Origin of the sequence: Pseudomonas peradeniyensis (genome assembly GCF_014268935.2) — a bacterium.
Classification (GTDB): Bacteria; Pseudomonadota; Gammaproteobacteria; order Pseudomonadales; family Pseudomonadaceae; genus Aquipseudomonas; species Aquipseudomonas peradeniyensis.
In genome coordinates this window covers 666,151-679,522 of record NZ_JABWRJ020000004.1, presented here as the reverse complement: position 1 = coordinate 679,522, position 13,372 = coordinate 666,151, and the positions used below count along the sequence as shown (strand labels likewise).

The following is a 13,372-nucleotide window of genomic DNA, read 5'->3' as shown; positions in this document are numbered from 1 at the left end:
GCCATGAGCAAACTCTGGGCGCTTTTCAAACGTTGGGGCCTGCCGCTGGCGTCCCGAATCAATCTGGCCATGCCGCTGTTGCTGGGGCTTGGGGCGGTGTTGCTGCTGGTGCTGATCTGGTGGCTCGGGCCGCAATGGCAGTGGCACGGGCAGCAGCCGTTGGCCAGCCTGGCGCATCGCAGCGTTGCCACACTGCTGCTGGTGTTGTTGCCATTGCTGATCTGGCTGTTCGTGCTGCGTGCGCGCTTTCGCCGGCTGCAGGCCGAACGCCAGCGGGATATCGAGGCGAGCGCCGACCCGATATTGCCTGTGCTCCTGGCTCAGCAGCGCGCCCTCGATGCGGGGTTGGCAAGCTACCTGGAGCATGCCGGCGGGTATGGTGCGTTGTATCGGTTGCCCTGGTATCTGCTGCTGGGCGACGAGGGCGCGGGCAAGACCAGCCTGATGGAGCGCTCGGACCAGCGCTTTTCCCTGACGCGGATCGGCAAGGTCCAGGCACACGGGCGCCAGGACGAGGCGTTGGCCTATCCCGTGGACTGGTGGATCAGCGACGATGCGGTGGTCATCGATCCGCCGGGGGCGCTCATGACCCGGCAGGCCCCGGATGGCAACCTGCCCGACACGCTTGACAAGGCCAGGCCGGTACTGCCGGCTGGCACCCAGGCGCGGTTATGGATGCACCTGCTGGGTTGGCTGGCCCGCACGCGCAGTCGCAACGCCCTCAATGGCGTCGTGCTGGTCGTCGATCTTGCCGCCTTGCAGCTGGCCACGCCGCAGCAGCGCATGGCCTTGGCGCAGGTGTTGCGGGCTCGCCTGCATGAAGTGAGCAACCAGTTGGGCGCACGTTTGCCCGTGTATGTCGTGCTGAGCAAGTTCGATTTGCTGGATGGGTTCGAGCAGTTGTTTGCGCGCCTGACGCAAGCCGAGCGTGAGCGGCTGCTCGGGTTCACCTTCAGGCTGGATGCTGTCAGCGCGTTCGATGCCTGGCTGGGTGAGCTGGCCGAGCAATACGACTGGCTGGTCAGGCGGACCGAGGAGCAGGTGCTCAATGACCTGGGCGTGCTGGGCAAGACCGACCTGCGTGAACGGCTGGTGTCATTGCAGGGCCAGCTGCTTGGCCTGCGTCCGATACTGCTGGCGTTCCTGCGCGAGATGCTGGTGAGTGATCGCTTCACCACGCCGGCACTGGTGCGGGGCCTGTATCTGTCCTCGATGCTTCAGCAGGGCCAGGTGCTCAACGCCTTCCAACGCAATGTGGCCCATCCTTTCAAGGCCGATGCGCCGGTCAGCGAGGGCAAGCCCCAGGGCAGGCAACAGGCGTACTTTGCCCAACGCCTGTTCCAGCAGGTGGTGTATCCGGAGGCCGGGCTGGCTGGCGACAACATCAGGGTGGCACTAGGCAAGCGACGCCTGCTATGGGTCGGCTCGGGGGTCGGGGCATTGGCGCTGGTCGTCATGGGCAGTGCCTGGCAGCGTTACTTCGAGGCCAACAGCGACAAGGTGGCCAGCGTCCTGGACATGAGTCGGGCATTCGGCAGCCATGAACTGGATCAGCGGCTGGACCCCACTGGGCGCAACCTGCTGGCGCCACTGGAGCAGATTCGCGAGGCAGTGGCCGTGTTCGGCGACTATCGATCAGCCTGGCCGGTGGTGGCGGACCTGGGGCTCTACCAGGGGCGCCTGCTGGGGCCGCGGGTCGATGCGGCTTACCTTAACCTGTTGTCCAGGCGCTTCCTGCCGGCCATCGCCAGCGGGGTGATCGATGCCATGGAGGCCGCGCCTGCGGGCAGCGAGCAGCAGATGGCCGCGCTCAGGGTGTACCGGATGATCGAGGACCGCCACAACCGGCGGCCGCAATGGGTCGAGCAGTGGATGGCCCGGCAATGGCAGGCGGCCTTCCCTGGCCAGGGGCAACTGCAGCAGGCCCTGATGCGTCACCTGCAATATGCCCTGGCCTATGCCGATACCGAGCTGCCACAGTTCCGCCAGCGGCTTGGCCAAGCCCAGCAAGGCCTGCGTGAGGTGCCACTGGCGCAGCGGGTGTATGTCAGCCTGAAACAACAGGCCCAGGAGCAGTTGCACAATGGCCTGGACCTGCGCCACGAGGTCGGGCCTGCCTTCGACTCGGTGTTCCAGCTCCGGTCCGGCGACGCCCAGGTGCCCGTTGACCTGTTCCTGGCGCCCATGCTGACGGCCAAGGGCTTCAGCGAGTACTTCATGCCCCGTAGCGCGCAGGTCACCGATCTGGCAATGGTCGATCAGTGGGCGTTGGGCGAGCGCCGCCAGCTGGATTATTCACCGGCTGATCGCGAAGTACTGATCGAGGGGATCCGCAACCTCTACAGCGCGGACTATATCGACAGCTGGCGGCGAGCCCTGAACGCACTGGCGATTGCCCATTTCCGCGACCTGGAGCATGGGGTCTCGGTGCTGGGGCAGTTGACAGGTCCGGCGGAGCCCTTGCGTCGACTGCTGGAGAGCGTGCGCGCCAATACGGCGATGTCCACGCTGGCGGACAACGCAGAGGCCCCGAATCTGGCGGGGCCGGCTGTCGATCAGCATCTGGTCGGTATTCGCCGGGCCTTCTCGGGCTTGAACGACATGCTGCAGGCCAAAGGGGAGAGGCCCACCTATTACGATGAAACCTTGAGTGCGATTGCCGCCGTCCACGACCAGGCCAGAGGGGTACAGGACAGCCCCGACAGGGGCAAGGCCGCTCTGCAGGCAGTGCTGCAGCGTTTTTCGATGAGCGGCGCGGATCCGATTGCCACCTTGCAGCGGGTGGCGACAGGGCTGCCCGAGCCGGTCGCCCAGCAGGTGAGGGCCGTGGCGGACCAGACGGCGCAAGTGCTGGTCGTCGAGGCGCTGCGTGAGCTCGAGCGGCGCTGGGATGCCGACGTCTACAACTTCTTCCAGCAGCGGCTGGCAGGACGATATCCCTTTGTGGTCGGGGGGGCTGATGCCGCCCTCGATGATTTCGAGGCGTTCTTCGGACCCAAGGGGCGTCTGCAGCAGTTCCAGGAGCGGTACCTGAACGCATTCATCAAGGACAACCTCGACGCGCTGTACGCCGACAACCAGGATGGCTACCTGATCCGCAACGAAGTCATCGAGCAACTCGCCCTGGCAGACCGCATCCGCGAAACCTTCTTCGACCCGCGCGGCAACCTCGGCGTGCAGTTCAGCATCGAGCCCCTGGGGCTCAGCGCCAATCAGCGCACCAGCCTGCTGGACCTCGATGGTCAACTGGTCTCCTACACCCATGGGCCCAGCCAGATCACCGGGGTGATCTGGCCCAACACGCTCGGCCAGCAGGTACGCAGCAACCTCACCCTGCTCAGGCTCAATGGCAACAGCAGCAGCCTGGAATACCGGGGCCCCTGGTCGATGTTCCGCCTGCTCAGCCGTGGCGCCCTGAATGGCCGCAGCGCCACCGCGGTGGACCTGAGCTTCAAGACCGGTGACGGCGTGATGCGCTATCGGCTCAGTTCGGAGAAAGCCTTCAACCCGATCACCCAGCAGCCGTTCAAGGGCTTCAAGCTGCCGCGCACCTTGCTGCAGCAACCCGTCGTCGACGCAGCGCAGGCCATATGAACAAAGGTTGATAGTTCACAAGAAACGGAGAGCTTCCCGGCACCATGCCACCCGATAGTACCCCGCGCACCCTGCACCCACCTTCAGGACGAGGTACTCATCATGCAACTGGCAGGCAAAGTGGCAATCATCACCGGCGCCAGCTCCGGTATCGGCCGAGCCGCGGCAACATTGTTCGCCCGGCACGGCGCCAACCTTGTGCTCACGGCCCGGCGCCAGGCCGAACTCGAGCAACTGACGGCGGACATCGCGGCGGCCGGGCAGGGTCGGGCTATTACCGTGGCTGGTGACATCACCGATGCGGCGTTGGTCAGGGAGCTGGTGGACGTGGCGGTGGCGCGCTTCGGTGGCCTGGACATCGCCTTCAACAATGCCGGTACCCTCGGTGAACTGGGCGCCGTCCCCGAGCTGTCCCTGGAGGGCTGGCAACACACCCTGCACACCAACCTCACCAGCGCCTTCCTCTGCGCCCAGGCGCAGATTCCAGCGTTGCTGGCTCGTGGCGGCGGCTCGCTGATTTTCACCTCGACCTTTGTCGGCCACAGCGTGGGCATGCCGGGCATGGCCGCCTATGCGGCGAGCAAGGCCGGGCTGGTCGGCCTGGTCCAGGTCATTGCGGCGGAGCAGGGCAGCCGTGGCATACGCGCCAACGCGCTGCTGCCCGGCGGTACCGATACGCCCATGGGCCGCAGTGCGATGAACAGCCCCGAGGCCCGGGCCCATGTCGAAGGGTTGCATGCCCTCAAACGCCTGGCCCGGCCGCAGGAGATCGCCGAGGCGGCGTTGTTCTTGGCGTCGGAGGCATCGAGTTTCATGACCGGGGCGGCCATGGTGGTGGATGGCGGGGTGTCGGTGGTGCGGGGGTGAGGTGGGCTGCAGGTTCCGCGTGGTGCTGTAGAAACGATCGCGGGGCAAGCCCGCTCCCACGCAAGCCCAGTTACTACACGCAAGTTCGGTTACTAGCCGATTGAACGGGGCTGCCAGGCAGCCCCGAGCGCTTGCATCAATCCGCCGGCTTGGGTGCAAAACGCAGGATCAGGCAGGCGATCACCGCCGACAGCAGCGAGCCCAGCAGGATGCCGATCTTGGCCGCGTCGATCTTATCGGCCTGGCCGGGGAAGGCCAGCTCGCCGATGAACAGGCTCATGGTGAAGCCGATGCCGCACAGCATCGCCACGCCGTAGATCTGCAGCCAGCTGGCGCCATGGGGCTTGCTGGCCAGGCCGGTCTTGACCGCCAGCAGCACGCCGCCGAACACGCCGAGCTGCTTGCCCAGCAGCAGGCCCAGGGCAATGGCCAGCGGCAGCGGAGCGAAGATGTCGCTCAGGCCCAGGTCGCCGAACGAGACACCGGCGTTGGCGAAGCCGAAGGCCGGCACGATGAGGAAGCCGACCCAGGGCGCCAGGCCATGCTCCAGCTTGAGCAGCGGGCTGGCTTCGCGGGCCTCGCTGTCGCCGGTGCTGTAGGGGATCAGCAGGGCGCCGACCACGCCGGCAATGGTGGCGTGTACGCCCGACAGCAGGGTCACGTACCACAGCGCGGCCACGCCGATCAGGTAGGGCCACAGGCTGACCACGCGCAGGCGGTTGCAGGCCAGCAGCACGGCGACGATGCCGGCGGCGCCGGCCAGGGCCAGCAGGTTCAGCGACGAGGTGTAGAACACGGCGATGATTGCCACCGCGCCCATGTCGTCGATGATCGCTACCGAGACCAGCATCACCTTGAGCGACAGCGGCGCATGCCGGCCGAGCAGGGCCAGGGCGCCGACGGCGAAGGCGATGTCGGTGGCGGCCGGGATCGCCCAGCCGTCGGCCAGGCCCGGCTCGCCACGGGATACCGCCAGGTAGATGAGCGCCGGCACGGCCATCCCCATCAGTGCCGGCAGGGCTGGCAGGCGGCGCTGCTCCCAACTGGCCAGGCGGCCGTCGACCAGCTCGCGCTTGATCTCCAGGCCCACCAGCAGGAAGAAGATCGCCATCAGGCCATCGTTGATCCACATGTGCACGGTCATCGGGCCAAGCTTGTCGGTCAGCACCGGGCCGACGGGCAGGTGCAGCAGGTGCTGGTAGGCACTGGCCCAGGGGCTGTTGGCGATGACGATGGCCAGCGCGGCGGTGAACATCAGCAAGACGCCGCCGGCTGCCTCGGTGGCCAGCAGGTGCCGCAGCATCGAGCGCGGCTTGACGGGTGGAAGGGGTGCGGTCATGTAACGCTCCTCGTTCATGGCATCACCCTCGCGGTGGCAGTGGCGCGGCGGGCAACGGGCACGGCGGGACGCTGGCTCCGAACAGGACGGGCCACTGCGGCGAAGGGCGAGAAGAAGGATGGGGAATGCGGCGCAACAACCCACGCCGTGAAGACACGGGGCAGGAAGGGCCATGGGGAATGGAGGCATGCGTGCAACATGGACAAATCTCACGGAAAACAAATGAATGTTCTCCGTATTCGGGAAGGCTCCCGGGCGCACGCAGCACACGCCAGGCGGCCATTCTAACGGTGCGGGCGAAGGTGTGTGTTGCATTTTTGCATCGAAATGTTGCCAAGCGAAGGTGTCGCCCCGTAGCATCGTCCCTCAGGAGATGGCATTCCTCCTTGAACCGCCTCAGCGCTGATGATGCCTACGCAACCCCCTTGGAGGGTGCGTAGGCCTGTGCCTGTCTCTCTCCATGGGGGTCTTTCGGACCTTTCCTGGAGTTTGTCGATGTACCTCTCGTTCATTTCCGTTGTCGTCGGTGGCAGTGCCGGTTGCGTATTGCGCTGGATCCTTGGCCTGCGCCTGAATTCGCTGTTTCCCGGCATGCCGTTGGGCACCTTGCTGGTCAACCTCGTCGGTGGTTTCGTTATCGGCGGCGCAATGGCCTTCTTCCTGCGCTTCCCCAACCTCGATCCGGCCTGGCGCTTGCTGATCACCACGGGTTTCTGCGGCGGGCTGACCACCTTCTCGACGTTCTCCGCCGAAGTGCTGTCGATGCTCATGCACGGCCGCGCCGGCTGGGCGATGGCCACGGTGCTGGCCCATGTGCTCGGCTCGCTGTTGATGACCTTCACCGGCTTTGCCCTGGTGCGCTGGCTGGGGTGAGTCAATGCCCGACGAGTTGCGCCAGCAGGCGCTGCTTGTGCTGGAACAACAGCGCCGTATCGCGTTGTCGCGGATGTGCCAGCTCCAGTTGCACCTGCTCGCCGATGCGCCCCGGATTGGCCTCCATCACGATCACCCGGTCTCCCAGGTACAAGGCCTCCTCGATATCGTGGGTAACCATGATCACCGTGCAGCGCTCCTGCACCCAGATGCGCTGCAGCTCCTGCTGCAAGCGCACGCGGGTCAGGGCATCGAGGGCGCCGAAGGGCTCGTCGAGCAGCAACACCTTGGGCTTGTTCACCAGCGCCCGGGCAATCGCGCCGCGCTGGGCCATGCCGCCGGAGAGCTGGTGCGGATAGGCCTGCTCGTAGCCCCGCAGGCCGACCAGGGCGATGTGCTCGTCGACCAGGCGCTGCTTCTGCGCCGTGCCCAGGTCATGGTTCTTCAAGGCCAGGGCGATGTTCTGCTGCAATGTCATCCAGGGAAACAGGCGGTGGTCCTGGAACACGATGCCGCGCTCCAGGCCCGGGCCGTTCAGCGGCTGGCCGTCGAGCAGGATCTGCCCCTGGTAGTCCGGGTCCAGGCCGACGATCAGGCGCAGCAGGGTGGACTTGCCGCAGCCGCTGGCGCCGAGGATGCTGACGAACTCGCCGGGGCGAATGTCCAGGTCGATGCCTTGCAGCACCGGCACGGGCCGGCCCTTGAGCGGGTAGGTCTTGCTCAGGTTGCGGATGCTCAGCGCGCCGGTCTGCACGTGGGCGGGAAAGGATGGGGCGATGGCGTTCATGGTCGGGCCTTTCAACGGGTGGGGCGCCAGCGCAGCAGGCGGCGGGCGAGCAGGGTGGACAGCCAGGTCATCAGGTAGCCGCACAGGCCGATGCACAGCACGCAGATCACGATGATCTCCATGCGTGCGCCGGCCTCGGCGTTCATCATCAGGTTGCCCAGGCCGGCGCCGGAGGCGAGGAACAGCTCGCTGCCGACCGCCGTGACCCAGGCGAAGGCCAGGGCCTGCAGCACGCCGGTGGCGATGCTCGGCAGGGCGGCGGGCAGCAGGACCAGGCGCAATTGCTGCCAACGCCCGAGCGCCAGTACCTGGCCGACTTCGCGATGGCGCACATCGACCTGGCGCAGGCCCTCGAAGGTGTTGAGCACCATCGGGTACAGCGCCGCCAGGCTGACGATCAGTAGCTTCGATGCTTCGCCGTTGCCCAGCCACAGGGCGATCAGCGGGATCCAGCCGAGCATCGGCACCTGGCGCAGGGCGTGAAACAGCGGTGCCACCAGGCGGTTGGCCAGGGGCGACAGGGCCATCAGCGCGCCCAGAGCGACGCCACCGACGATGCCCAGGGCGAGGCCGGCACTGGTGCGGGCCAGGCTGGCCAGCAGGTTGACCAGCAGCTCGCCGTTGCCCAGCAGTTCCACCAGGGCGTCGCCGATGGTCGCCAGTGGCACGAACGCATAGGCGCCGGCGGCGTCCTGGCGCGAGGCCAGTTCCCAGGCGCCGATCAGCAGCAGTGGCAGCAGCAGGCCACGCAGGTTGCGCAGTTTCATCATCACCTCCCGGCCACTTGCCAGCCGGACAGACGCCGCTCGACACGGCGCAGCGAGAAGTCCAGGGCAAAGCCGATCACTCCGGTGATCGCCACGCCCACCATCACCACATCGATGCGCAGCATCTGCCGGCCCATCTCGATCATCTGCCCCAGGCCGCTGTCGGCCGCCAGCAACTCGCAGGCCACCAGCACCACCCAGGCGCGGGTCAGGGCCACGCGCACGCCGGTGACGATGGCTGGCACAGCAGCGGGCAAGGCGATGCGTGCGACCAGGGTCGGCCAGCGCAGACGGTACACCGCGGCCACCTCGAAGTGGCTGCGGGGGATGGCGCGGATGCCCTCGACCGTGGCCAGGGCCACCGGGAAGAACGCAGTCTTGGCGACGATCACCACCTTGAAGGTCTCGTCGATGCCCAGCAGCAGCACCAGCATCGGGATCAGGGCGATGCTGGGGATCTGCCGCAGGGTATGGAACAGCGGCGCGCAATAGGCCTCGACCGTGTCCGACAGGGCCATGGCCGTGCCGAACGCAAGGCCGGCCAGCGCGCCGGCGGCGAAGCCCAGCGACAGGCGCGACAGGCTGCCGGCCAGGTGTTCCTGCAATTCGCCGGTGGCCAGCAGGTCTGCGAAGCTGCGCCAGACCTCCAGGGGTGGCACCAGCAGGTTGGCCGGGAACAGTGCGGCGTCGGCGACCGCAGCCCACAAGGCGAGCAGGGCCAGGGGCGAGACCAGCCAGGTGAGGGCTTTGAATGGGGACATGGCGAACCTTGTGCACGGCGGGTGATACCGAGGTATCGCAATCGCCGTGCCAGGGATCAGGCTACGGTTTTACAGGGGCTGCGAGCGGGGTTGCTGGTGGCGCAGCAGTGGGGTGTTGCTGTGGCAACAGTCGCTCAGCAATGGCCCGGGATATTCGCGGGGGACTGGCTTGCGGCGTCCTGGCGGGAAAGCCAGGCCACGGCACACAGCGCCATCCCCGCCACATTCAGCGAAACCGGGTTGAAGGCATCCACCAGCATCGAGGGTTGCATCACCGCTACATCCACCAGCAGGCCCAGCAGTACCGCTGCGCCGACCAGTAACGGCCAGGCCAGCCGTTGCACCAGCAGCAGGGCGGCGAGCGCCAGTTCGGCCACGCCGGCGGCCTGTGACAACCAGGTGGCGTGTGCCAGCCCGTGAGCTTGCAGCAGCACCTGTTCACCGGGGCTGAGAATGATCAGCTTGGGCACCAGCCCATGGTAGGCGAACACGAAGGCCAGGCTGGCCCGGGCCAGCCAATGGACCTGGTTTTGACGGTTCATGGCTGCTCCTCGAGGAAACGACGCTGGTGGTCCGGGCTGGGCAGCAGGCATTGCTCGTATCGGCCGAACAGCCGATAGCGGTTGAGCGCCACGCGGTCGTACAGCCAGTCCCGCAATCTGCGGGGACAGAGGCGCAGCACGCGCAGCAGCGGCCAGGCGCCGGGCAGTTGGCGCACCACCTCGAAGAAGGCCTCGGAGCGTACCCAGTAGTGTCGATCACGGATCACCGCCATGGTGTCGAACGCAGTCACCGGCAGGCCTGCCCAGGCCAGCAGGGCCTGGCCTTGCGCTGACTGGACCGTGGCCAGGCGGATACGCAGGTGGCGATCATGGCGGATAACGAACCTCGCCCAGCCGTTGCACAGCCTGCACACGCCGTCGAACAGCAACACGGTTTCCCCAGGCGCAAGCAGTGGGGCAGGGGAAGGGCGTATCAGTGAGGCGGGCATGGCTTGCTTCCGTTCAGGCTGGAAGTGGCATTTTAGAGGGCTTGAGCGGGAAATGGCGAGCCACCGGCGCAGGGGGCAAAGCGCCCACTCGGGGATTGGTCGGTTCAAGGACGATAGCCGAACCGTTATCATGCGCGCCCGACAGTGGAGCGCCCCATGGCCAAAGACATCGACAACCCCTGCGTCTCGCTGTGCCAGCTCAACAGCGAGTTGTGCGTGAGCTGCGGCCGTACCCGGGACGAGATCCGCAAATGGCGGGGCATGAAACGCCCGGAGAAGATGGCGACCGTACAGCGGGCCGCGACGCGGATGAAGGCTATCGTCAAGAAAAACGCCAGGCGTTCGATCTGAGAGACGCCGAACACCTAGACTTGCGCTGACGACCGTTTCCGTGGGAGAGCGCCCATGCGCAGACTCTGGCAAAAGTACCTCGCACTGCTCGACGCCGACCTCAGTGCCAAGGTCTTCGACAATTTCAAGAACCTGCTGGTGTGCGCGCTGCTGTTCGCCGCAGGCACCGAGGCGATCCACGGCAACCAGCAGGTCCTGCTGGGGCTGTGGGTGTTCAGTTTCACCGGTTGGGGGTTGATCCTGGTGTCGGCGCTGCTGTTTCTGCTGAATGTCAGCGATACCTTGCACCGCCTGGCGAAGTTGCCCTACCACACGGTACTGCAGGTGATCCTGTGCCTGGTCTACCTGATCCTGGCGTCGCGGGTGGTCGAGATTGTCTGGAGTTTTCGGGCAGCATGAACAAGTAGTCTGAGTCTTTCTCGCACTTGACGTCATTGGTCGATCAGATTGTCGGACGGTTGTAAGCCTGGTGATAGAATATCTTTCGAGTTCGACGAATCGTGTAGCGCTTTTCAGGTTCATCATCGACTTCGAATCTTATGAACTCCTCTGCCTCATCCCAGTCATGAGCAAGTACTTGGCTACTGCGTGGAGAAAATCGGCGTGAGGCAGGTTCGAGGATGAATGCATAGATATCGAATTCATTGTCTTTCGCTGGGATGATTTCGAGGTGCTCGTCCAGCGGGAAGTCTGCTGGGATGTCGCTGAGGTAGCCATTTTTATACTCCAGTTTGAGTTCACCTGTACGCCAGTCCGAGAAACTCAAGTGGTGTTGATTTCTGAAATGTTTGATAAAAGGCATCACGGTAGTCGTGCATCCCAGATAGGAGTCGACGATGTTCTTTTCATCATGAATAGAAAATACCAGCGGATAGCTTGAATATAGCTGCAGGTCTCGAGATTTTAGTTCGTTAACGACGTCTTCGTGCTCCTCAATAATCGCGCTGGGAGGTGCTTCGAAACTGCTGAAAGCGATGGCTGCATAGCGCGGGGCGTCAATTGCCTCGTAATTATCATTGATCAACTTCTCCAGTTTTTTACTGAAGACGAACCCCAAACTGCCGGCCTCGTCGTCAGAGGTGTCCAGGCTGAGCAAAGTATGGTGCAGTTGCCTGTCCATTTGGATGGCTGTTGCTGTGTGTCTGGACTTGTTGAGGATCACCACGTAGTCGAATCGGCCGGAGTCAAATATCCGCTGCGCCTCGAGTAGGGATTCATCCAAGGCATCATCGCAGGTTTTCCTATTGTCTTGTCCATTGCCGATAGTCAGGCACATATGGGTGTTTACAATGCAGAAATGATCTGGTTTTGTTCGTGTTAGTGTGCAGGTGGAATCACCCAGGTATGGCAATTCTCCGCACAGCAGATAACAGATATCGGGCTGCTCGTGAACGCCCTTCGTGGTGACATGTACGCCCGTGAAACTGCCGCCAATGCCGTTGTCAGACAATGTTGGATTATGCATTCCATATATCTGCAGTAACGCAAGCATGCGGATCAGCATGAATTCATTGGCTTTTTCATGCGTTTTCACTTCTTCCTTCCAGCAATCATGAAAGGCCTTGTGAAATACACTGGTATACTGCTTTAAATCTCTAGGTGGGCTGCCCAGCTCCACCAGTTGATTTGCTATCGATACAGGATTTTGCGCAAGCGTATCGAGAACGGTAATGGTCGGCTCAGGAGCGCAATGGACAGCTGCTATCTTCACTGGCGGTCGCTGGTTGAAGTCAGGGAAGTTGTTACAGGCGAGAGTGAGGGCCTCATGTGGTGACTTGTTGTTCTCCAGGTGGGTCAAGGTCAGGTTGACCAAGGATAGGCCAAATTCCAAATCGCCCGACAAGCAGAGTGCAACACTGGTAGTTCTGAAAATCTTGAAGGCTCCCTCGCATACATATTTTGTCCCAGCAATGAGTCCTTGGTGCTGGCCCAGAGAAGATGCGCCTTTGGGGTTGCCGCTTATATTGTTGCCATAGCTGGTCACCGCACTGTCAGCGGCAATGAAAGCCGCATGCTCGGTTTTCCATATTACACAGTAAGTCATTGGTGTTCCTAGTTGTATAGCAAAGGCTGCTAGTCGAAGCGGAGCGGTCTACCAAGGGAGCTGTTTTGACAGCAGCGTCATCGAATGAGTCAAGGGCGCACCTTGAAATGTCTCATTAGTGCCATTCCTTTTATAAAAGCTTGCATATCCTGATGGTTGATCTGGCCTAGGTCTCGATGTCGGCAGAAGTATTCGTGTCCTGCTGGAAGGTGGTTGTTTCCAAAAGCCCTATAATCTTCATCGGTCAATACAAATAATGTGCGCAGGTGTCGAATTGACAAGGTTATGTCTGCGCTCGGCTTGTGCTCGAACCAGCCTGAAGCCTCCCAGGTTTTTCGCTGACCACCTTTCTGCACTGTCGTTGGCGAATCAAGCCATTCATGGGGGAGCGTGATGTGGATATTTCCCGACACGGGCGTGTATCTGGATCGCTTGTCATTGAAATTTTGGTTGTTGCAACAAACCTCAATCGCGATGACGTCCGCAAAACCACTGGGGATGTGGACATAGAGGTACATGCCGTCCGGCCATGTCTTCAGGATTGTAGCTCCCGGCGAGTGCAGGAACGGGCGTTTTGCAGGGTGTGGACAGGCTTTGATCCAGTAACCTTTATATCCCGGAATTGGCCAGGCGTTGGTTCGTCCCGGCCATTTCCCTTTGTCCTCGAGGATCGCTTTCGCTTGTGCGTCGCTGAGTATCATTCCTTGTACCTCTTGGTTGACGTAGTGACCGCTGCCAGGGTTTGTATGAAAAGTCGCTGAGCGGCGATCAGGCAAGGCGAAAACAGGCGAGGTACGCTCGGAGTCGCGCTCGACTTTGCGGGTTGCAAATGAGCATTCCGAGCTTGTTTTCAATGCAGCCTGATCGTCGCGCAGGCACTTTTCGTACAAAGCAGGATGGCACTCTGCCATGACTGAGGTGTTGATACTACTAAAGCCTTGCAGCGCTCGGCTGACGCGCAAGGAGGGATGAGGGATGAGGCGCTCAATCCTGTGACG

13 protein-coding genes and 1 riboswitch are annotated in these 13,372 nt (G+C 63.1%); of the genes, 5 read left to right on the top strand and 8 right to left on the bottom strand.

Annotated features, from left to right (window positions below):
• Positions 1–3 precede the first annotated feature (3 nt).
• Together tssM and HU751_RS23625 are read left to right on the top strand one after the other, a co-directional pair.
• Positions 4–3,594, top strand: coding sequence for a type VI secretion system membrane subunit TssM (gene tssM / locus HU751_RS23630; RefSeq protein WP_186734558.1), 3,591 nt, complete (start codon positions 4–6; stop codon positions 3,592–3,594).
• A 102-nt stretch (positions 3,595–3,696) separates the two neighbouring features.
• Positions 3,697–4,461 carry an SDR family oxidoreductase gene (locus HU751_RS23625; protein ID WP_189657434.1) on the top strand — a complete coding sequence of 255 codons (765 nt, stop codon included), beginning with the start codon at positions 3,697–3,699 and terminating at the stop codon, positions 4,459–4,461.
• Positions 4,462–4,597: 136 nt separating this feature from the next.
• On the opposite strand, the gene nhaA is transcribed toward HU751_RS23625, so the two are convergent.
• Positions 4,598–5,800, bottom strand: a complete 1,203-nt coding sequence (gene nhaA / locus HU751_RS23620; protein ID WP_050706371.1) for a Na+/H+ antiporter NhaA — start codon at positions 5,798–5,800, stop codon at positions 4,598–4,600.
• A gap of 360 nt (positions 5,801–6,160) precedes the next feature.
• A riboswitch (Fluoride riboswitch) is annotated at positions 6,161–6,222 on the top strand.
• Between the two features lie 73 nt (positions 6,223–6,295).
• Between nhaA and crcB the strand changes: the two genes are divergently transcribed.
• Positions 6,296–6,673 carry a fluoride efflux transporter CrcB gene (gene crcB, locus HU751_RS23615; protein ID WP_186734557.1) on the top strand — a complete coding sequence of 126 codons (378 nt, stop codon included), beginning with the start codon at positions 6,296–6,298 and terminating at the stop codon, positions 6,671–6,673.
• A 1-nt stretch (position 6,674) separates the two neighbouring features.
• On the opposite strand, the gene HU751_RS23610 is transcribed toward crcB, so the two are convergent.
• The 5 genes from HU751_RS23610 to HU751_RS23590 all read right to left on the bottom strand — a co-directional run bounded on the left by HU751_RS23610 (position 6,675) and on the right by HU751_RS23590 (position 9,979).
• Entirely contained in the window at positions 6,675–7,460 is a 786-nt protein-coding gene (locus HU751_RS23610; protein ID WP_186715068.1) for an ABC transporter ATP-binding protein, read from the bottom strand.
• Between the two features lie 11 nt (positions 7,461–7,471).
• Complete coding sequence (locus HU751_RS23605) at positions 7,472–8,227, bottom strand: ABC transporter permease (RefSeq protein ID WP_186734556.1); 756 nt, start codon at positions 8,225–8,227, stop codon at positions 7,472–7,474.
• Between the two features lie 2 nt (positions 8,228–8,229).
• Positions 8,230–8,988 (bottom strand): ABC transporter permease, encoded by a 759-nt coding sequence (locus tag HU751_RS23600; RefSeq protein ID WP_186734555.1) that lies wholly within the window; start codon positions 8,986–8,988, stop codon positions 8,230–8,232.
• Positions 8,989–9,122: 134 nt separating this feature from the next.
• Positions 9,123–9,530: a DoxX-like family protein gene (locus HU751_RS23595; protein ID WP_186734554.1), complete on the bottom strand. Its 408-nt coding sequence runs from the start codon at positions 9,528–9,530 to the stop codon at positions 9,123–9,125.
• A complete protein-coding gene (locus HU751_RS23590) occupies positions 9,527–9,979 on the bottom strand; it encodes a thiol-disulfide oxidoreductase DCC family protein (RefSeq protein WP_186734553.1) in 453 nt (150 codons plus the stop codon). Before HU751_RS23590 ends, HU751_RS23595 begins: the two co-directional genes overlap by 4 nt.
• 156 nt (positions 9,980–10,135) lie before the next feature.
• On the opposite strand from HU751_RS23590, the gene HU751_RS23585 reads away from it, so the two are divergent.
• Both HU751_RS23585 and HU751_RS23580 read left to right on the top strand, forming a co-directional pair.
• Entirely contained in the window at positions 10,136–10,330 is a 195-nt protein-coding gene (locus HU751_RS23585; RefSeq protein ID WP_186734552.1) for a DUF1289 domain-containing protein, read from the top strand.
• A gap of 54 nt (positions 10,331–10,384) precedes the next feature.
• On the top strand, positions 10,385–10,729 hold the full coding sequence (locus HU751_RS23580) for a hypothetical protein (RefSeq protein ID WP_186734551.1): 345 nt from the start codon (positions 10,385–10,387) through the stop codon (positions 10,727–10,729).
• Between the two features lie 43 nt (positions 10,730–10,772).
• Here HU751_RS23580 and HU751_RS23575 read toward each other — a convergent pair whose 3' ends face one another.
• Both HU751_RS23575 and HU751_RS23570 read right to left on the bottom strand, forming a co-directional pair.
• Entirely contained in the window at positions 10,773–12,374 is a 1,602-nt protein-coding gene (locus HU751_RS23575; RefSeq protein ID WP_186734550.1) for a hypothetical protein, read from the bottom strand.
• Positions 12,375–12,463: 89 nt separating this feature from the next.
• A complete protein-coding gene (locus HU751_RS23570) occupies positions 12,464–13,285 on the bottom strand; it encodes a hypothetical protein (RefSeq protein ID WP_186734549.1) in 822 nt (273 codons plus the stop codon).
• Positions 13,286–13,372: the final 87 nt, after the last annotated feature.